This window comes from Streptomyces sp. 3MP-14, from assembly GCF_006334905.2.
GTDB lineage: Bacteria > Actinomycetota > Actinomycetes > Streptomycetales > Streptomycetaceae > Streptomyces > Streptomyces triticirhizae.
This window is the reverse complement of record NZ_VDLZ02000020.1, coordinates 81,651-100,194: the sequence shown is the minus strand read 5'-3', so window position 1 is coordinate 100,194 and position 18,544 is coordinate 81,651. Positions and strand designations below refer to the sequence as shown.

16 protein-coding genes are annotated in these 18,544 nt (G+C 75.0%); 2 read left to right on the top strand and 14 right to left on the bottom strand.

Annotated elements, in window-relative coordinates:
* Window positions 1-81: 81 nt before the first annotated feature.
* From FH609_RS27645 to FH609_RS27580, 14 genes are all read right to left on the bottom strand, one after another.
* Window positions 82-948 (bottom strand): HpcH/HpaI aldolase/citrate lyase family protein, encoded by an 867-nt coding sequence (locus tag FH609_RS27645; protein ID WP_139673530.1) that lies wholly within the window; start codon window positions 946-948, stop codon window positions 82-84.
* The gene (locus FH609_RS27640) at window positions 945-2,213 is read right to left on the bottom strand and encodes a CaiB/BaiF CoA transferase family protein (RefSeq protein WP_139673527.1); all 1,269 of its coding nucleotides are present in this window, start codon (window positions 2,211-2,213) and stop codon (window positions 945-947) included. The genes FH609_RS27645 and FH609_RS27640 overlap by 4 nt, the downstream gene beginning before the upstream one ends.
* Window positions 2,210-3,142 (bottom strand): ribokinase, encoded by a 933-nt coding sequence (locus FH609_RS27635; protein WP_139673524.1) that lies wholly within the window; start codon window positions 3,140-3,142, stop codon window positions 2,210-2,212. The genes FH609_RS27640 and FH609_RS27635 overlap by 4 nt, the downstream gene beginning before the upstream one ends.
* Window positions 3,139-4,596 carry an ADP-ribosylglycohydrolase family protein gene (locus FH609_RS27630; protein WP_139673502.1) on the bottom strand — a complete coding sequence of 486 codons (1,458 nt, stop codon included), beginning with the start codon at window positions 4,594-4,596 and terminating at the stop codon, window positions 3,139-3,141. The genes FH609_RS27635 and FH609_RS27630 overlap by 4 nt, the downstream gene beginning before the upstream one ends.
* Window positions 4,596-5,765 carry an ADP-ribosylglycohydrolase family protein gene (locus tag FH609_RS27625; protein WP_139673500.1) on the bottom strand — a complete coding sequence of 390 codons (1,170 nt, stop codon included), beginning with the start codon at window positions 5,763-5,765 and terminating at the stop codon, window positions 4,596-4,598. Before FH609_RS27625 ends, FH609_RS27630 begins: the two co-directional genes overlap by 1 nt.
* Window positions 5,762-7,069, bottom strand: a complete 1,308-nt coding sequence (locus tag FH609_RS27620; RefSeq protein WP_139673497.1) for an ADP-ribosylglycohydrolase family protein — start codon at window positions 7,067-7,069, stop codon at window positions 5,762-5,764. Before FH609_RS27620 ends, FH609_RS27625 begins: the two co-directional genes overlap by 4 nt.
* Window positions 7,066-8,202, bottom strand: a complete 1,137-nt coding sequence (locus FH609_RS27615) for an ADP-ribosylglycohydrolase family protein (RefSeq protein ID WP_405379131.1) — start codon at window positions 8,200-8,202, stop codon at window positions 7,066-7,068. The genes FH609_RS27620 and FH609_RS27615 overlap by 4 nt, the downstream gene beginning before the upstream one ends.
* 97 nt (window positions 8,203-8,299) lie before the next feature.
* On the bottom strand, window positions 8,300-9,631 hold the full coding sequence (locus FH609_RS27610) for an ABC transporter substrate-binding protein (RefSeq protein WP_139673494.1): 1,332 nt from the start codon (window positions 9,629-9,631) through the stop codon (window positions 8,300-8,302).
* Window positions 9,628-10,539 carry a carbohydrate ABC transporter permease gene (locus FH609_RS27605; protein WP_139673490.1) on the bottom strand — a complete coding sequence of 304 codons (912 nt, stop codon included), beginning with the start codon at window positions 10,537-10,539 and terminating at the stop codon, window positions 9,628-9,630. Before FH609_RS27605 ends, FH609_RS27610 begins: the two co-directional genes overlap by 4 nt.
* Window positions 10,536-11,501, bottom strand: a complete 966-nt coding sequence (locus FH609_RS27600; RefSeq protein WP_139673487.1) for a carbohydrate ABC transporter permease — start codon at window positions 11,499-11,501, stop codon at window positions 10,536-10,538. The genes FH609_RS27605 and FH609_RS27600 overlap by 4 nt, the downstream gene beginning before the upstream one ends.
* A 7-nt stretch (window positions 11,502-11,508) precedes the next feature.
* Complete coding sequence (locus FH609_RS27595; protein WP_139673484.1) at window positions 11,509-12,669, bottom strand: LacI family DNA-binding transcriptional regulator; 1,161 nt, start codon at window positions 12,667-12,669, stop codon at window positions 11,509-11,511.
* Between the two features lie 357 nt (window positions 12,670-13,026).
* Window positions 13,027-13,863, bottom strand: coding sequence for a maleylpyruvate isomerase family mycothiol-dependent enzyme (locus tag FH609_RS27590; RefSeq protein ID WP_139673481.1), 837 nt, complete (start codon window positions 13,861-13,863; stop codon window positions 13,027-13,029).
* Complete coding sequence (locus tag FH609_RS27585) at window positions 13,860-14,738, bottom strand: fumarylacetoacetate hydrolase family protein (RefSeq protein WP_139673478.1); 879 nt, start codon at window positions 14,736-14,738, stop codon at window positions 13,860-13,862. The genes FH609_RS27590 and FH609_RS27585 overlap by 4 nt, the downstream gene beginning before the upstream one ends.
* The gene (locus FH609_RS27580) at window positions 14,735-15,853 is read right to left on the bottom strand and encodes a cupin domain-containing protein (protein WP_405379134.1); all 1,119 of its coding nucleotides are present in this window, start codon (window positions 15,851-15,853) and stop codon (window positions 14,735-14,737) included. The genes FH609_RS27585 and FH609_RS27580 overlap by 4 nt, the downstream gene beginning before the upstream one ends.
* Window positions 15,854-16,287: 434 nt before the next feature.
* On the opposite strand from FH609_RS27580, the gene FH609_RS27575 reads away from it, so the two are divergent.
* Together FH609_RS27575 and FH609_RS27570 are read left to right on the top strand one after the other, a co-directional pair.
* Window positions 16,288-17,526 carry a flavin-dependent oxidoreductase gene (locus FH609_RS27575; protein WP_139673472.1) on the top strand — a complete coding sequence of 413 codons (1,239 nt, stop codon included), beginning with the start codon at window positions 16,288-16,290 and terminating at the stop codon, window positions 17,524-17,526.
* Complete coding sequence (locus FH609_RS27570) at window positions 17,498-18,475, top strand: IclR family transcriptional regulator (RefSeq protein ID WP_139673469.1); 978 nt, start codon at window positions 17,498-17,500, stop codon at window positions 18,473-18,475. Before FH609_RS27575 ends, FH609_RS27570 begins: the two co-directional genes overlap by 29 nt.
* The last annotated feature ends 69 nt before the right edge of the window (window positions 18,476-18,544 follow it).

The following is an 18,544-nucleotide window of genomic DNA, read 5'->3' as shown; positions in this document are numbered from 1 at the left end:
GCCCGGGCCGGGGCCGTCGGCCCCGGCCCGTTGTCCGCCCGCGCGCAGCGCGAGGCGACAACGGGCCCCGAAAAATCCCCGTCAGCGGAACCGCTCGGCCAGTGCCACCGTGCGGCGGGCGCCCGCGACGATCGCGGGGTCGACGAACCGGCCGTCGGGCAGCGCCTGCGCCCCGGCGGCGGTCGCGGCCGCCGCGAGGATCTCGTCGGCCGCCGCCACCTCCGCCTCCGTGGGCGCGAACGCCGCCTCGATCACGGGGAGTTGACGCGGGTGGATGGCCGCCCGGCCGACCAGGCCGAGGGCGCGGCCGACCGCGCAGGAGGCCGCCAGGCCGGGCAGGTCGCGCACGTCCGGGTAGACCGACTGCGCCGGCGGCGCGAGCCCCGCCGCGCGGGCCGCGACCACCGCGCGGCTCCTGGCCCAGGCCAGGCCCGTCTCGTCGGTGACGCCCAACTCGGCCCGCAGATCGGCCTCGCCCAGCGCGATCCCGGCCACCGCCGGGTGCCCCTCGGCGATGACGAACGCCCGCTCAAGCCCCAACGCGCTCTCCAGCAACGGCCACAGCGGCGGCACCGCGCCGCCGGGCCCGCCACCCGCCCAGGCGGCGACCGTCGCCACCTCCTGCGGCGAGCGGGTCTTCGGCAGCCGCAGCCCCGCCAGCCCGGGCAGGCCGGCCAGCCGCTCGACCTCGTTCCTGGCCAACGGGCCGGTGAGCGCGTTGACCCGCACCTGCGCCGGCACCGGCGGGCGTTCCGTCAGCAGCTCCGCCGTGGCGTCCAGGGCATAGCCCTTGCGCTCGGGCGCGACCGCGTCCTCCAGGTCGACGATCACCACGTCCGCGCCGGAGCGCAGCGCCTTCGCGACCACGTCCGGCCGGTCGCCGGGCGCGTAGAGCCAGGTCAGCACGGGCCCGGTGTCGCCGGCCCTCGCGCCGTCGGCCGCGTTCACAGCGTGCCCTCCTTCCGCAGCCGGCCGATCTCCTCGGCGGGGACGCCGAGTTCGCCGAGCACCGCCTCGGTGTCGGCGCCATGGGGGCGGCCCGCCCAGCGGATGGCGCCCGGGGTCTCGGAGAGCCGGAAGAGGACGTTCTGCATCCGCACCGTGCCCAACTCCTCGTCGGGCACCTCGGCCAGCGTGCCCAACGCCCGGTACTGCGGGTCGGCGAACACGTCCCGCACGTCGTTGATCGGGGCGATCGCGGCTTGCGCCTCCTCGAAGGCGGCGATGACCGTCTCCCGGTCGTGGCGGGCGATCCAGGAGCCCACCGCCTCGTCCAACTCGTCGGCGTGCGCGGTGCGTTGGGCGCCGGTGGCGAACCACTCCGCCTCGATCAACTCGGGCCGGCCGACCAGCCGCATCACGCGTTCGGCGATCGACTGGGCAGAGGTGGAGACCGCGACCCAGTGCCCGTCGGCGGTGCGGTAGGTGTTGCGGGGCGCGTTGTTGGCGGAGCGGTTGCCGGTGCGGGGCTGCACATAGCCGAGTTGGTCGTACCAGAGCGGCTGCGGGCCGAGCACGGTCAGCAGCGGCTCGATGATCGCCATGTCCACCACCTGGCCCCGGCCCGTGGCCCGCCGCCCCTCCAGCGCCGTCATCACCGCGTAGGCCGTGGTCAGCGCGGCGATGGAGTCGGCGAGGCCGAACGGCGGCAGCGTCGGCGGCCCGTCCGGCTCGCCGGTGATCGCGGCGAACCCGCTCATCGCCTCGGCGAGGGTGCCGAAGCCGGGCCGGCGGGCGTACGGCCCGAACTGGCCGAAGCCGGTGACGCGGGCCAGCACCAACTCCGGGTTGACGGAGTGGAGTTCGTCGGGGCCCAGATGCCAGCGCTCCAGGGTGCCGGGGCGGAAGTTCTCGATCACCACGTCCGCCTCGGCGGCCAGCCGCAGCAGCAGCCGTTGCCCGTCCGGCGACGAGAGGTCCAGCGTCATGGTGCGCTTGTTGCGGCCCAGCAGCTTCCACCACAGGCCGACGCCGTCCTTGCTCGGGCCGTGGCCCCGGGACGGGTCGGGCCGGCGGGGGTGCTCGACCTTGATCACCTCGGCGCCGAAGTCGCCCAGCAGGGTGGCGGCCAGCGGCCCGGCGAAGAGGGTGGCCAGGTCCAGCACGCGCAGCCCGGCCAGCGGGGCGGGCCGGGGCGCCGGGCCCGTGTCGCGGTCGGACGCGGGGGGTTCAGCGAATTCGGCGGGTTCGGCGGATTCTGGGGCGTGGTTCATGGTGCGGTCCAGGGGTGGGGGGCTGAGCGGTGCAGCGCATCGATCTCGGCGCGGGTCGGCATGGAGGCGGAGGCGCCCGGGCGGCTGACGGAGAGCGCGGCGGCGGCCGAGGCCCAGGCCATCGCCGACGGCATCGGCCGGCCCTCGCCGGCGGCGACGGCCAGTGCGCCGACGAAGGTGTCGCCCGCCGCCGTGGAGTCCACGGCCCGCACCGGCACCGAGGGAACGCTGACCGGCTCGGCGGTCCGCGAGGCGTGCAGGCTGCCGGCGGCGCCCAGGGTGATCACCACCTCGGGCACCAGCTCCAGCAGAGCGCGGGCGGCGGCCAGCGGCTCGGACGTTCCGGTGAGGGCGGCGGCCTCGTGCTCGTTGGGCACCAACAGGTCGATGAGCGGAAGCAGTTCATCGGGCAGCGGGCGCGCGGGCGCGGGCGTCAGCACCGTGCGGACCCCGTGCGCGCGGGCGGCGCGCGCGCCGGCGAGCACGGCGTCGAGCGGCAGCTCCAGCTGCATCAGCAGCGCGCCGGCGGCGGCGATCCGCGCCTCGTCGCCCTCGGCGAGGCCGGTGACGGTGCCGTTGGCGCCGGGCACCACGACGATGGAGTTGCCGCCCTCGTCGTCCACCACGATGTGCGCGATGCCGCTGGCGCCCGGCACGGTGCGCAGCCCGTCGGTGGCCACGCCGGCCTCGGCGAGCGCGGCGCGCAGCCGGGGCGCGAACGCGTCGTCGCCGACGGCGCCGATCATGGTGACCGCGCCCCCGGCGCGGGCGGCGGCGATCGCCTGGTTGGCGCCCTTGCCGCCGGGCAGGGTGCGGAACTCCCGCCCGGAGACGGTCTCGCCCCGGCGGGGCGCGGTGGCGGTGAACGCCACCAGGTCCATGTTGGTCGAGCCCAGTACCGCGACGGCGGTGGCGCGGTGGGTGGTCATCGGCGTGCCTCCGGGGTTGGGGCGGTCGCCCCCGAAGCGGGGGCGGTGGCGTCCCGGGGCGGCGGGGCCGCCCGGCGGGTCAGGTCGGCCAGCTCGTCGAAGCCGACGCCGTCGAAGTCGCCGACGGAGCTGGCCAGTTGGTTGCGCAGCGGGGCGGTCCAGCGGCGCGGCAGCGCGTCGGGGTCGCCGGCCAGCGCGCCGGCGACCGAGCCGGCGGTGGCCCCGTTGGAGTCGGTGTCGAGTCCGGCGGCCACCGCCCGACAGATGCTGCCGGTGAAGTCGCCGTCGGCATGGGTGAGCGCGGCCGCCAACAGCGCCGCGTTGGGCAGCGCGTGCACCCAGTGGTGGTCGGCGAACCGCGCGTGCAGCGCGTCGACGGCCGCGTCGAAGTCCCGGTGCGCGCGGGCGGTTTCGACGCCGAGCCGCACGGCCGCCGCGTAACGGGACCGTGCGGGAACGACGGTGAGCCCGGCGGCCAGGCAGCCGTGAACGTCCTGACGGCCCGTCATGGCGGTGGCGACGGCGGCCGCGACAAACATCGCGCCGTAAACGCCGTTGCCGGTGTGGGTCAACACCGCTTCCCGGTGGGCGAGTTCGGCGGCCCGTCCGGGGTCGCCCGGGTGGGTCCAGCCGAACACGTCGGCCCTGATCTGGGCGCCGATCCACTCCCGGAACGGGTTGCGGTGGGTGGCCGTCGCCGGCGGCTCGAACCCCGCCAACAGGTTGCGGTAGGCGACGCGTTCGGCGGTGAACGTCCGCCCGGCCGGCAGCTCGTCCAGCCACAGCGCCGCGACGTCGGCCGTCGTGAAGTCGGTGCCGTGCCGGCGCAGCAACAGCAGGTTCAGCAGCGGGTAGTTGAGGTCGTCGTCCTCCGGGGCGCCGGCGATGTTCTCGGCCAGCGAGGCGGGGGCCGAACGGCGGTTCCACGGGTGGGCGGCCAGCAGCTCGGCCGGCACGCCCCTGGCGGTGAACCAGTCGTTCAACGGCCAGTTGCCGGCCGCCCGCGCCAGCGCCCGGATCGCCGCCAGCGGCAGCTTCTCGACCGGCTTGCCCAACACACAGCCGGCCGCCCGCCCCAGCCACGCGGCCTCCAGCCGCCGGACGTCGGGCGGCTCCGAACGGGCCGGCGGCGCGGGCCAGTCGGGGCAGGCCGCGCGGATCGCGGCCAGCGAGGTGGGCTCGCGTTCGGCCAACGGCGCCGGCAGCGCGGCCAGTTCGTCCAGCAGCTCCTCGGCGAGCCGGCGCAGCGCGGGCGTCGCGGGCTCGGGCGAGGCGCCGGCCCGCTCGGGCGCCCGGTGGCCGCCCGCCGCCAGCCAGCGGCGTTCCACCGCCGCCGCGTCCCGCCCGTCGAGCGCCGCCTGCGCCAGCTCGTGCCCGACCAGGTCCTCCGGCTGCACCCAGGTCAGCCGCAGCGCCGAACGTGCGGGAGCCGTAGGGGAGTTGGGGCCCGTCATCAGGCCGCCTCGATCGCGCGGAAGTACGCCTCGTGCACCCGGCGCCGCTCCAGGTCCCGCGCGAACACCTCGCGCGCCACCTCGGTCAGCGCCGCCGCCGGCGCGTGCAGGTCGAGCCGGCTGGCCCGCGCCACCTCCGCGCTCCACTCCTTGGGCACCGCGCGCTCGCCGCGCAGCGCGCCCACGATGGCGCCGCCCATGGTGGCGATCGAGTCGCAGTCCCGGCCGTAGTTCACCGCACCCAGCACCGTGCGCCGGTAGTCTCCGCCGCCGATCAGCACCATCCCGAGGGCGACGGGCAGTTCCTCGATCGCGTGCAGCCGGGAGGGGCGCCGCGCGCCCAGCGACGGGTTGCGGTACTCCGGCCCCACCGTGTCGAAGGGGGCGACCGCCGCGCGCAGCGGGCCCAGCGCCGCCTCCCAGTCGTCGAGCCCCGAGGCCACCTCGCAGACCGCCTCGATCGCCGCGCGGGTGCCGTCCTTGGCCAGCGCCAGGGCCGTCTCCACGACCGAGGCGGGGGTGGCGCCCGGCCGACAGGCGGCGGCGACGGCGGCCGCGAACACCCCGGCCGCCTCCCGGCCGTAGGAGGACTGGTGGGCGCCCGCCACGTCCAGCGCCTCCGCGTAGGCGGCGGCCGGGTTGGCCGCGTTGACCACCCCGACCGGCGCCATGTACATCGCGGCGCCGCAGTTGACGATGTTCCCGACGCCGGCCTCGCGCGGGTCCACATGGCCGTAGTGCAGCCGCGCCACGATCCACTTCTCGGCGAGGAAGATCCGCTGCAACGGCAGGGCCTCCGCCTCCAGTTCGGGAATCCAGCGCGGCGTGCCGATCAGGTCGGGCACCAGGTGGTCGGCGACCGCGTAGGCGTCCAGATGGTCGCGGACCCGTTCGTAGACCCGCACCAGCGCATGGGTCATCAGGGTGTCGTCGGTGACGTGCCCGTCGCCCTTGTGGTACGGCGCGATCGGGCGGGCGGTGCGCCAGTCGTCCCCGTGGAACGGGCCGACGATGCCCCACACCCGGCCCCCGTGCCGCTCGACGATCGCCTCCGGCGTCCAGCCCTCGACGGGCCCGCCCAGCGCGTCGCCCACGGCGGCGCCCACCAGCACCCCCGCCGTGCGCTCGGCCAGGCAGGGCAGCGGAGTGACCGGCTCGTTCTCGTTCATGCTCGGAGTCCTTCCGAAGGTGGTGCGACGTGCTCGTTCGTGACCGGATCGTGAGGGGTCGTTGCGGGTTCGGTTGCGGGTTCGGTTGCGTGGTCGGTGTCGTGGCGGGCCGTCTCGGGGGAGACCTGGACCGGCGTCGGGGGCTGCGGCGGGGCGCCGAGCGGCTGGGCGTTCTCCAACTGCTCGGCCAGCTCGACCAGATCGGTGCCGGCCAGCCGGGGCAGCGCGCAGCCCGCCAGCGAACGGCAGGCGTCCCGCCAGCTGGCCGGCAGCGCCTCGGCGCCGCCCACCACCCCGGTCAGCGCGCCGGCCAGCGCGGGCGCCGAGTCCGCGACCCGGGAGAGACAGGCCGCACTGGGCACCGCCTCCGTCACCGCCCCGGCGGCGGCCGTGGCCACCGCGAGCGCCACCGGAACGGTCTCCGCCGCCGCGATGCCATAGCTGTAGACGTGGTCGACGATCTCGTGCTCCAGGACCGGGACCAGCGCGAACGCGTTCCCCGGCAGCCCCGGCCGCGCGGCCGCCGCAGACTGGCCCAACTCCACGGCGCGCAGCGCGTTCCGCCGGATCTCCGTCTCCTCCGGCAGCTGACGCAGCGCCGCCGCCACACACGCGTCCATCGACCCGCCGCCCAGCGCCACCGCCACGGCCGCCGCCACCGCCCGCGCCCCGTGCACCCCGTCGCCGTCCTGGGTGTAGCGGGCGTCGAACTCGGCGAGGTCGGCCGCCGTCTCCGGCCGGCCCGGGTGGACGACGGCCAGCACGGCGGCCCGCACACAGGCCGCGTCGTCGAAGTAGTGCGGGTTGTCGTGGCCGGTGGCCGGCGGGCGCAGGCCGGCCGCGAGGTTCCCGAGCCCGGCGCGCACCGAGATCCTGGCGCGCAGCGGGATGTGCGCCGACTCGATCTCGTCCGCCTGCTCGGCGGCCGCAGCCACCTCGTCGGCCAACTCGTTCCACGCCAACGCCAGCGCGGAGCGCACCCGTTGGTCGAACGACAGGTCGCTGCCGCCGGCCGCCGTGGCCGACAGCACCGCCCGCGCGGTGAACGCCGCCCACTCCGCGTCGTCCGACGGGCCCAGCCGCAGCGGGTCGGGCGGCTGGTTGAGCGCGATCGGCACCGGCAGCGTCGTCGTCGCGTTCTGCTCGGCGAAGGTGTCCAACTCCCTGGTCAGCCTGCGGGTCCAGTCCGGCAGCCGGGTCGCCCGGTGCCGGCCCGACGGCCAGCCGGCGGCGTCGCCGGCCGCGATGCCCAGCAGCAGGCCCTCGATCCGGCGCGGCGTGCCCGCCGGGGTGCGCGCGGTCACGCGACCGCCCCCGCCCTGCCGCCGGGCGGCGGCGTCAACCGCTCGGCCACGTCCAGCACATGGCGCCCCGCCATCGACGGCAGGCAGCTGCCGCGCACCGGGCCGATCGCGCCGGCCCACTCGGCGGGGATCGCCGACTCGCCGCCCAGCGCCCCGGCCAGCGCGCCGGCCACGGCCGCCGTGGTGTCCGCGTCCCGGCCCATGTTGACGGCCGTGATCACCGCGTCCCGGAAGTCGCCCCTGGCCGCCGCGAACGCGCCGAACGCCAGCCCGACCGCCTCGGGCGCCAGATCCGTCCACGGATAGCCGCCGATCACGGTCGCCGAACGGACCGCGCGTTCCACCGACAGCTGGGTGGCCAGCGGATCGCGCCGGGCGCGCAGCGCCGCCGCCACCGCCCGGTGCAGCGAACGCGCCGTCCAGGAGTCCTCGGGCACCACCGACAGCGCGGCCTGCACCACCACCTCGGGCCGGTGCCCGACCATCGCCGCCGCCACGCCGGCCGCGACCGCGCGCCCGCCGTAGATGCCCTCCCCGTCGTGCGAGACGGTGCCGTCGATGGCGACCAGCCGGGCCGCCTCCGCCGGCCGCCCGGCCGCGAACACGCCGAACGGCGCCGCCCGCATCGCCAGCCCGTCGCTCCAGGCGTGCCGGTGCTGCGCCGAGATCGGCGCGGCCAGGCCACGGCGCAGGTTCTCCAGGGTGCCGCGCTCGCTGAACCCGGCGCCCCGGAACGGGCCCTCGTCCCGGTCCGCGATCCACTCGTGCCAGGCCGACTCGACCTGGGCCACGGTCAGCCCCGAGCCGTGCTCGGCGAGCAACAGCCCGGAGAAGATGGCGTATTCGGTGTCGTCGGTGCCGGCCGGCTCGTCGCGGACGAAGCCGTCGATGCGGCCCCACCGCTCCCTGATCTGGGACGGGGTCAGATTCTCGGCCGGCGCGCCCAGCGCGTCGCCCACCGCCAGGCCCAGCATCGCGCCCCTGGCCCGGTCCCTGGGCACGACGGGGGCGGGCGGCTGACGTCGGGGAACGGTCCTGAGCCTGCGCGGCCCCTCCTGGTCCCCGGCGGCCTGTGCCGCCGGGGTCGGCTCGGGAACGGGGTCGAGGCTGACGCTCATGTGTGTCGTGCTCATTTCTTCGGTCGTGCGGGTGCCGCCGGACGACGGGCCAGCCGGCCCGGACGCGTCCGTGGCGGCGCGTGGATCACCGGGGGTCGGCGCGCGCAGCGGATCAGCGCTGGTAGCGGTCCAGAATCCGCTGGCCGTCGTCGGTGAGCTTGTCGCGTAGCGTGTCCAGATCGATGCCGCCGCTGTAGTACTCCTGGAGGGCGGGGGTGGCGATCTTGTCCTTCCACTCGGGATAGCCGCGCACCCCGAGCACCGGGGACGGGCGCAGCTCGTCGGCTATTCGGGTCCCGGTGCGCCAGCCGTACTCCTCGGTGTCCAACGCCGGCTCGGCCAGCGCCCGCTCGCTGGTCGGCAGCATCCAGTCGCCCAGCGCCAGGTCCACCTGGTGCTCGGGCTGGGTGAGGAACGCGATGAAGTCGGCGGCCGCCTGCTGGTGGTCGCTGTCCTCGGCGACCGACAGCGTCTGCGGCGCCACGCCCTGGGCCAGCCCGTGCTCGGGCCCGCCGCTCGGCATCGGCAGCACCGTCCAGTCGAAGCCGTCCGGCGCCTGCTGGGAGACCTGCTGCCGGAACGAGAAGTTCAGCGGCAGCATCGCGTACCGGCCGTCGTAGAAGCCGGGCAGGGTGTCCGAGCCCGACATGCCCAGGCTGCTGGCGGCGGCCGTGCCGTCCTCGTGCACCTGGCGGTTGATCAGCTCGGCGACGGAGGAGTCGGCCGCGTCGTAGCGGACGACGTTCTTGCCGTCCTCGCGGGTGAAGACCTCGCCGCCGGTGGAGAGCGCCAGGTTCACCGTCTGGGTGACCGGCTCCTTCATCGACCAGGCCACGCCGTAGGTGTCGGTGTCCCCGTCGCCGTCGGTGTCCTCGGTCATCGCGGCGCTGGCCGCCTCGAACTCCGCCCAGCTCCACGGCTCCTCGGGCGTCGGCACCCGGGCGCCCGACCGTTCCAGCAGCTCCGCGTTGACCACCAGGACCCGGGGCTCCTGGAGGAACGGCACCCCGTAGATGCCCAGTCCCTCCCCGCCGTCGTACTCGGTCGTCGACCAGGCCGCCTCGGGGATGTCGGCGCGCAGCTCCTGCGGGAGCAGCCCGGTCAGGTCGGCGAGATAGCCGCCGTTGGCGAAGTCGGTCAGGTCGGAGGCGTCGTTGTGGATGATGTCGGGGGCCTCGCCGCCCTCGAACGAGGTCAGCAGGTAGTCGTGGATGTTGTCCCAGGAGCCCTGGACATAGCGGATCTGGACGTCGGGGTTGGCCGCGTTCCACTCCTCGACGAGCGCCTTGTTGGCGTCGATCGACTCGGCCTGCCAGGCCAGGCTCAGGAACTCCAGGGTGACCGGGCCGTCCCCGTCGTCCGACCCGCCGCCGCAGCCGGCGACCGCCAGCAGGGTCAGCGCGAGCCCGGCGCCCAGCGCGCGGACGCGTCCTGCGGCCCTCACGCCTTCACCGCCCCGGCGAGCATCCCGCTGACCAGCCGCCGCTGGAGCAGCGCGAAGAACAGCAGGCTGGGCAGCGTCGCCACCAGCGCGGCGGCGGCGAGCGGGCCCAGGTCGGCGACGCCCTCGGCGCCGATGAAGTGGGTCAGGATCACGGACATCGTCTGCTTCTCCGGAGACTTGAGCAGGACCAGGGCGAAGAAGAACTCGTTCCAGGCGGTGACGAAGGAGAACATCAAGGTCGCTACCAGACCGGGCGTCAGCAGCGGCAGCACCACGCTGGTCAGGGTCCGCAACCGGCTCGCGCCGTCCATCGCCGCCGCCTCCTCCAGGGAGACCGGCACCGCCTGCACATAGCCGCGCAGCATCCACAGCGAGAACGGCAGGTTCCACACCACATAGACGACGACCAGGCCCGGCAGCGCGTTGATCAGGTGCAGGTTCCGCAGCACCAGGAAGAGCGGGATGATCACCAGGACGAACGGGAACATCTGGCTGACCAGCACCCACACCGTGCCGGCCTGGCTGATCCGGGAGCGGTAGCGCACCATCACATAGGCGGCCGGCACCGCGATGGCGACGGCGATCACCGCCGAACTGGTCGCCACCAGCGCGCTGTTGAGCGCGGAACGCAGCAGCGGCTGGGTGTCGAAGGCGATCCGGAAGTTCTCCAGGGTCGGGTGCTCGGGTATCCAGGTCGGGTTGATGGAGCCCAGCTCCTGCGGGGACTTCAGCGCCGTGGACAGCAGCCACACCAGTGGGAAGCCGAGGAAGACCAGATAGCAGGCCAGCGCCAGGTACTGCCCGGCGCGGCCGGCGCCGCGCGCCAGCCGGCGGCGGGCCGGCGGCCGGGAGACGGCGGGGGGCGTGGAGACGGTCGGGGGCGTGGCAGCGGTCGGGGTCGTGCTCATCGGGCGTCCTCCTTGAGCCTGCGGCGCAGGAACAGCACCAGCAGCACCGCGATCAGGGCGACCATCGCCAGCCCCATCGCCGCCGCGTAGCCGTACTGCCCGTACTTGAACGCCTCCTCGTAGGCGAAGAGCATCGGCAACCTGGTCTTGCCGCCCGGCCCGCCCTGGGTCAGCACGTAGACCAGGCCGAACGAGTTGAAGTTCCAGATGAAGTTGAGCGCGGTGATGGCCAGCACCACCGGGCGGATCGCCGGCCAGGTCACGGCGGCGAACCGCCGCCACGCGCCCGCCCCGTCCAGCTCGGCGGCCTCCCGCAGCTCGACCGGCACGTTCTGGAGGCCGGCCAGCAGCACCACCGTGGTCTGCGGCATCCCGGCCCACACGCCGACCGCGATCACCGAGGGCAGCGCCAGCGAGAGGCTGGTCAGCCAGTCCACGTTGGAGTCGATGATTCCCAGCTGGCCGAGGGTCTGGTTCAGGATGCCGGCGTCCTGGTGGTAGACCAGCCGCCACATGACGCCGACGACCACCTCGGGCATCGCCCAGGGCACCAGCGCCAGCGTCCTCGCCAGCCAGCGCAGCCGCAGGTTCTGGTTGAGCAGCAGCGCCAGGCCCAGGGCCAGCAGGAACTGGAGCGTGGTCACGCACAGCGCCCACACCATGCCGATCCGGAACGAGTCCCAGAAGAGGGTGTCGTGGCGCAGGTCGGTGAAGTTGAGCAGGCCGACGAACTGGGTCGGCTCGGTGCGCCCCGCCTGGGCGTCGGTGAACGCCAGCGAGACGGCGTAGAGCAGCGGCCCCACGCTCAGCACCAGGATGGGTATCAGGGCGGGCAGCAGCAGGAACCAGGCGCCCCGGTCCAGGCCCAGGGCGCGTTTGCGCTGAGCCGGGGTCCTGGGGGGCGGGGTGCCCCGGTTTCCCTGTCCCGGGACGGCCTTGGCCCGGGAGGGCAACAGAGTCATGCGAACCTCATCGCGTCGGGGGGTCGGTCGCCGGCGCGGTGGAGGCGCGCACGACGAGGCGGGGGTGGGCGGTGCTGGTACGGGGTGGGGCGGGCGAACGGGGGCCGGCGGGCGCGCCGCCGCCCGCCCGGTCGGCGGGCGCGTCGCCGGCCGCGCCGGTCGGGGCGCGGGTCGGCTCCGCTCCGGGCTCGGCGGCGTGCGCCGCCCCCGGGCCGGCGGCCGGGCCCGAACCCGGGCCTTCGAGCCGGTCGAGGAGCAACTCGGCGGCGCGCCGGCCGCGTTCGGACGAGCCCAGGTCCACGCTGGTCAACGGCGGCCAGCCGACCTGGGCCAGCTCGCTGTCGTCCATGCCGGCGACCGCGAGGTCGTCCGGAATCCGCAGGCCACGGGCGAGCAGCGCGTGCGAGGCGCCCAGCGCCAACTGGTCGTTGGCGCAGAACACCGCGTCCGGGCGCGCCGGCAGCAGCCGCTCCACGGCGCGGGCGCCCGCGTCCACGCCGAAGTCGGTGTGGGCGACCAGCGCCGGCTCGTAGGGCAGCCCGCACTCGGCGAGCGCCCTGCGGTACCCCAGCTCGCGGTTCCGTCCGGGCACGGTGTCCGAGGGACCGTTGACGAACGCGATCCTGCGTCGCCCGGTGGCGTGCAGATGGCGCACCGCCAGGGCGGCGCCGGCCACCGAGTCGGCCCGCACGCTGTCCACCGGCACGCCGTCGGGCAGCGAGCCGATGACCACCACGGGCCCGGCGGCCTCGCCGAGCGCCGCGATATGGGCGTCGGTGATCCGGATCGGGACCAGGATCAGCCCGTCGCTGGTGCGGTCCTGAAGGCTGCGCAGCACGGCCAGCTCGTCCTCGGCCACCGCGTCCGTCGAGTGCAGCAGGAGTCGGTAGCCGGCGGCCTTGGTCACCTCCTGGATGGCCCGGACCATCGCCACATAGACCGGGTTGCCGATGTCGGGCATCGCGAAGGTGAGTTGACGCGTGCGTCCGCCCTTCAGGGAACGTGCCACCGCGTTGGGAACGTAGCCCAGCTCGGCCGCCGCCCGGCGCACGCGCTCGGTGGTGTCCCGGCGCGCGCCCTGTCCGTTGAGGACGCGGGAGACGGAGGCTATGGACACGCCGGCGCGTTCGGCTATGGACACGATGGTCGGCTGGCCGCCGTTGGGCATGTCCCGTCCCCTTGTGGTGTGTTCATCCGTGTTCTGAGTCGCTCGTGCCCGGTGTCTCCCGTCTGCCGGCTTTCTGGTGTCTTCCCGCCGATTGCGGCAACTCGCTCCGCTATCGGTGGGCTCCGGTAAACGTTTCCAGGCGCTGGAATCGTTTACAGATGCTCGTGGTGGGGCCGCATCCCGTCAAGGGGGTGACGGCTGTGATCCATTTCTCAGGGGGTGCCGTCATCGATTATGGCGGTTCTGTGGGCGAGTTGTCGTCCTCCTGTGGAGGCGCTCATGAGTGAGCGCCGGCGCGCGTCGTCCACGAGTGCGGACGGCGCGCGCCGGCGCGCGAAGGTGGTGTTGAAGGTGGTGTTACAGCCAGCGCGGGAGCGCCGGTGGTGTCTCGCCCGGGTGCGTCAGGCGCCGTGCGCCCCGGCCGGTGAGCCAGCGCACCAGATCCGCCTGGGCGCCCACGACCTCGGGACCCGACCCGTCGCCCAACACCAGCGGCTCGTCCCGGTCGGTCGGCACCAGGGTCACCGCGACCCGTTCGCCCCGCCGTTGCCAGCCGGCCAGCACGTCGGCGGCCAGCCGGTCCAGCAGCTCGGGCGGCAGCTCGCCGAAGCCCACGCCGTTCGCCAGGTCCACGGCGTGCACCCACACCTCCCTGGTCCGCATCCAGGCCGTCTCGCTGACCGGCACGGTGCGGCCCTGCGCGGTCACCACCTCGGCGCTCCAGGCGGCCGACGGCAGATCCCGCCAGGCCACGTTGAGGTGGACCTCGCTGTGCGCGAAGAGCGCGCGCAGCGCCCTCGGCGGCAGGCTCGCCCCCCGTTCGATCTCCCGCGCCCGCTGCTCGGGCGAGGCGTACATCGGGGTCTCGACGCCGGTCTCGGCCCAGGCGACCAGCCGGGTCAACGCCCGTGCGTTGTACCCGACATGGGCCACCAGCGCCGCCCGGCTCCAACCGGGCAGCAGGCTCGGGCCGGCCAGCTCGGCGTCGTCCAGCCGCGTCAGCTGCCGGGCGAAGAACGCGGTGCCCAGCCGGGCCAGCGCCAGCTCCGTGTGCGGCGCGGCCGCCGCGTCCTCGCGCAGCCCGGCGCCCTGGCGGAGCCGCAACGCGGCCCTGGCCTCGGCGAGTTCACCGCCGGCACCGGTGACCGCGCCACCGGCACCGCAGTCGAGACGGGCCGCCGCGTCGCCGCTCATGCCGTCGCGGCGCCGGCCGGCGCCGCGTCCCCGGCGGTCGTCGGGTCGGCCACCGTCGGGTCGGCCGCCGTCACGTTGGTCAGCGTGCCCAGGCCCTCGACCGTGGTGGTCAGCGTCTGACCCGGCGTCAGATAGCGCGCGGGCTTCCTGGCGTGCCCGACCCCTCCCGGGGTGCCGGTGGCGATCACGTCGCCCGGCCGCAGCGTCAGCACGGTGGACAGGTAGGCGATCAACTCGGCAGGACCGAACACCAGATCGTCCGTCGCCGCGCGCTGCACCTCCTCGCCGTCCACCGAGGTGACCAGCGCCGCGCCCGGGCTGAACTCGTCCGGGGTGACCAGCTCGGGCCCGAACGGCGTGGTCGCCTCGAAGGACTTGCCCGGCAGCCACTGGAGCGTCCGGTACTGCCAGTCCCGCATCGTCACGTCGTTGAGCACCGCGTAACCCGCGATCGCCGCCTCGGCCGTCGCCCGGTCGGCGCGCCGGACCGTAGCCCCGACGACCACCGCCAACTCGCCCTCCCAGTCGACCTGTTCGGACTCGGGCGGCAGCAGCACCGGGTCGTTGGGGCCGACCAGGGCCTCCGGGTACTTGGTGAACACCGTGGGCGCGGTGGGCAGTTCGCGGCCCATCTCCAGGATGTGGCTGCGGTAGTTCAGCCCCACGCACAGGATCTTCCCCGGCCGGGGGATCACCGGCGCCAACTCCACGTCGGCGAGCGGCCGTTGCGGGCCCTCCGCCGTCCGGGCCCGCTCCAGGGCGCCGGCCGCCAGCAGCGCGCCCACGTCCTCGAAGCCCAGCTCGGTGACGGTCTCGCCCGTCACCCGCACCGCCGAAGTGCCGCCCTCGGGCAGCCGGATGGTCGCCAGCCTCATCGTTTGTCTCCCTCGTTTCCCTGCGGGCCGCCAGGGCCCTGCGGCCCTTCAAGGCCCTCAACATGCGTGCGCGCGAAGCCGAGTCGTTCCATCACCGGCGCGTCGGAAAAGCGGAACAGGTCCAGCGGCGTGCCGCCCTCGGCGCCCACCCACCACGGCACCCAGGAGGGCGCCACGAACAAGTCGCCCTTCTCGACGGTGTGTTCGGTGCCGTCCAGCACGATCTGGCCGCGTCCCTCGAAGACCTGGAACACGCTGGAGCCCACCTCCCTGCGGAGGGCGGTCCGCGCGCCGGGGCGCAGCCGGTGGAACTCGGCCCTGAGGGTGGGCATCACGTCGCCGCCGGTGGTCGGGTTGACGTAACGGACCGCCGCGTGGCCCTGTTCGACGGTCGCCGGCTGCCCCTCCTCCTCCAACAGCAGCTGCTCGGTCAACGCCCGGTCGGTGTGCTCCCAGCGGTAGGCCGCGATGGGGGAGGAGACGGTGTCGGCGAGCCCGGTCAGCGGGCGCAGCCCCGGATGGCACCAGAGTCGTTCGCCGCGCGAGTAGTTGGGCGTGGCGTAGTCGGTGACCCGGTCGGAGCCGAACTCGAAGAAGCCGACGTCGGTGTAGTGCGAGAACGGGATGTCCAGGCCGTCGAGCCAGGCCATCGGCCGGTCGGTCTCGTTGTGGTGGCCGTGGAAGTGCCAGCCGGGGGTGAGCAGGAAGTCGCCCCGGCTCATCCGCACCGGGTCGCCGTTGACCACCGTCCACACGCCCTCGCCCTCCACCACGAAGCGGAACGCGTTCTGCGAATGCCGGTGCTCGGGGGCGGTCTCCCTCGGGCCCAGGTACTGGATCGCCGCCCAGAGCGTCGGGGTGGCGTAGGCGTGCCCGGCCAGCCCGGGGTTGGCCAGCGCGATCGCCCGCCGCTCGCCGCCCCGGCCGACGGGGACCAGCTCGCCGGCCCGGGCGGCCAGCGGGTGGAGCGTGGACCAGCGCCACACGTGGGGCCTGGCCCGGGGCGCCGGGCTCATCGGCATCAGGTCGCCGAGCTGGGTCCACAGCGGGATCAGGTGCTGGGCCTCGAAGTCCTCGTAGAGTCGCCGCAGTTCGGGCGAGTCCTCGCCGGTCATGGTGTTGGCGACCGACGCGTGGTCGGTGGGTCGCTCCTCCACGGTCATGAGCCGCTTCCTTTCTCGCGCCTCTCGCGCCTCTGGCGCCTTCAGCCTCGCGACGCCGCAGCCCCGTGGCGTCGGCGCCCTGAGGGCCGCCCGCCGGTCGGCCCCTTCCGTTGGCCCGCCACGCTAGGAGCGGCACCGGCGCGGCCGAGGCGGAGCCGCCCTGGATTCTGTTATGGCGAACCGTCGAGGGCCCACGGGGACACGGAACGGGCGCAGCGGGGTTGTGATCAGGCGGTCTCTTGCCGGAGGCCCGTCCCGTATAGCAGAATCGCGGAACGGAAGCCGCCCACCCCGCCGGGCGGAGTTCCTAGGGTGCGAGGCCGTAGGCAGGGCCGTCAGCGGCCGAGGAGACGGCCGTCGGACGGTCGGAAGGAAGGGCACGGCACATGAACGTTCTCGTCGTCGGCGCGGGGATCGGCGGGCTCACCCTCGCCCTGGAGCTGCACCAGGCCGGCATCCCGTGCCGGGTGCTGGAGGCCGTGCCCCGGCTCGCGCCCATCGGCGCCGGCGTGAACCTGCTGCCGCACGCCGTACGGGTGCTGGACCGCCTCGGGGTGGCGGACCGGCTCGCCGCCGCCGGCGTGGAGACCGCCGAGTCGGTGTTCTTCAACCGCTTCGGCCAGCTCTGCTACCGCGAGCCGCTGGGCCGCCGCGCCGGCTACGACCACCCGCAGCTGTCCCTGCACCGGGGCGATGTGCAACTCGGCCTGCTGGCCGCCGTCGAGGAGCGGCTCGGCCCCGACGCGGTCCAACTCGGCCGCCGCGTCGTCTCGTTCACCGACGACGGCGAACGGGTCACCGTCACCGTCGAGGACGCCGCCACCGGCGCCCGCAGCACCGATTCCGCCACCGTGGTCATCGCCTGCGACGGCATCCACTCCGCCGTCCGCGCCCAGCTCTACCCCGAGGAGGGCGAGCCCCGGTACTCCGGGGTCACCATGTGGCGCGGCGTGACGCCCTGGCGCCCGTTCCTCAGCGGCGCCAGCATGGTCCGCGCCGGCTGGCTGGCCTCGGGAAAGATGGTGATCTACCCGGTGCGGAACGACGTCAACGAGGCCGGCGACCAGCTCGTCAACTGGGTCGCCGAGGTGGAACGCCCCCGCGACACCACCCGGGACTGGACCCGCGCCGGCCGGCTGGACGACTTTCTGGACGTCTTCGCCGACTGGCACTTCGACTGGCTGGACGTTCCGGCGCTGATCCGGGGCGCCGAGTCCGTGCTGGAGTACCCCATGGTCGACCAGGACCCGTTGCCGCGCTGGACCTTCGGCGGCGTCACGCTGCTGGGCGACGCCGCGCACCCCATGGTGCCGCGCGGCTCCAACGGCGCCGGGCAGGCCATCCTCGACGCCCACGCGCTGCGCACCGCCCTGGCCGGGACGCCGGGCGACCCGCGCCGGGCGCTGCTCGCCTACGAGGCCGAACGCCTCCCGGCCACCACCCGGGTCGTGATGACCAACCGCGTCCAACCGCCGGACACCATCCTCAAGGAGGTCCACGACCGCACCGGGGACCGCCCCTTCGAGCGGATCGAGGACGTCATCAGCCAGGAGGAGATGGCCGCGATCTCCGACCACTACAAGAGAGTCGCCGCATATGACAAGGATCTCGTCAACCGCCAGTGACGCCGCCCCCGCCGCCCGCGTCACCACGTCGGCAGGCCCGGGCACGTCCGCAGGCCCGGGCACGTCGGCAGGCCACGGCGCGTCCGCAGGCCCCGCAGGCCCCGGCGCGTCCGCCGGCCGCCCGTCCGTCCGGGAGCGGGAGACCGCGACCCGGGGGGCGGCGGCCGGCTGGGCCGCCACGCCCCCGCCCTACAGCCTCGCCTCCGTTGACAACGCGCTGCGGCTGATCCACGCGCTGGACGAGCGCGGCGAACTCCGCGTCTATGAGGCGGCCGAACTACTCGGCGTCGCCCGCTCCACCGCGCACCGGCTGCTCTCCACGCTCTGCTTCCGGGGCTTCGCGACCCAGCGCGGCGACAGCCCCGTCTACCGCCCGGGCCCCGCCCTGGTGGACGCGGGCCTGCGCGCCCTGTCCCGCCTCGACCTGCGGCAGATCGCGCGGCCCCAACTCCGCGCGCTGGCCGACGAGACCGGGGAGACCGTGCACCTGGTGGTGCTGGAGGGGAACGGCGCGCGCTTCGTGGACGGCGTCGAGTCCACCCAGCCGCTGCGCGTCGGGCTGCGGGTCGGCATGGTGCTGCCGGCGCACGCCACCGCCGCCGGCAAGGCGATCCTCGCCGCGCTGCCGCCGGAGCGGGTCACCGACCTCTACCCGCGCGGCGTGCAGACGCTCACCGACCGCACCCTGGCCAGCCTGGCGGAGATCCAGCGCCATCTGGCGACCGTGGCCCAGGCCGGGCACGCCACCAACCACGGCGAGAGCGCCGACGACGTGGCGGCCGTGGGCGTGGTCATCCGCGACCAGGCGCGCCACCCGGTGGGCGCGATCGCGCTGGCCGCGCCGGCGGAACGGCTGCTGCCGCCCCGGATTCCGCTGATCGCGCAGCGGATGCACCGGGCGGCCGGCATCATCAGCGGGCACCTCCTGCCGGGCACCACGGCCGGCTGAGCGCGGGCGCGGCGTTCCGCGTGCCCGCGCTCTGCGCTCCGCACGCGCCGGGCGCGGCTTGACCTGAAG

Coding starts and splice junctions, on each gene's coding strand:
- FH609_RS27605 (WP_139673490.1), bottom strand. CDS start 10,539: ATGAGCACGACCCCGACCGCTGCCACGCCCCCGACCGTCTCCACGCCC.
- FH609_RS27590 (WP_139673481.1), bottom strand. CDS start 13,863: ATGAGCGGCGACGCGGCGGCCCGTCTCGACTGCGGTGCCGGTGGCGCG.
- FH609_RS27575 (WP_139673472.1), top strand. CDS start 16,288: ATGAACGTTCTCGTCGTCGGCGCGGGGATCGGCGGGCTCACCCTCGCC.
- FH609_RS27640 (WP_139673527.1), bottom strand. CDS start 2,213: ATGAACCACGCCCCAGAATCCGCCGAACCCGCCGAATTCGCTGAACCC.
- FH609_RS27585 (WP_139673478.1), bottom strand. CDS start 14,738: ATGAGGCTGGCGACCATCCGGCTGCCCGAGGGCGGCACTTCGGCGGTG.
- FH609_RS27635 (WP_139673524.1), bottom strand. CDS start 3,142: ATGACCACCCACCGCGCCACCGCCGTCGCGGTACTGGGCTCGACCAAC.
- FH609_RS27595 (WP_139673484.1), bottom strand. CDS start 12,669: ATGCCCAACGGCGGCCAGCCGACCATCGTGTCCATAGCCGAACGCGCC.
- FH609_RS27600 (WP_139673487.1), bottom strand. CDS start 11,501: ATGACTCTGTTGCCCTCCCGGGCCAAGGCCGTCCCGGGACAGGGAAAC.
- FH609_RS27580 (WP_405379134.1), bottom strand. CDS start 15,853: ATGACCGGCGAGGACTCGCCCGAACTGCGGCGACTCTACGAGGACTTC.
- FH609_RS27615 (WP_405379131.1), bottom strand. CDS start 8,202: ATGAGCACGACACACATGAGCGTCAGCCTCGACCCCGTTCCCGAGCCG.
- FH609_RS27570 (WP_139673469.1), top strand. CDS start 17,498: ATGACAAGGATCTCGTCAACCGCCAGTGACGCCGCCCCCGCCGCCCGC.
- FH609_RS27625 (WP_139673500.1), bottom strand. CDS start 5,765: ATGAACGAGAACGAGCCGGTCACTCCGCTGCCCTGCCTGGCCGAGCGC.
- FH609_RS27630 (WP_139673502.1), bottom strand. CDS start 4,596: ATGACGGGCCCCAACTCCCCTACGGCTCCCGCACGTTCGGCGCTGCGG.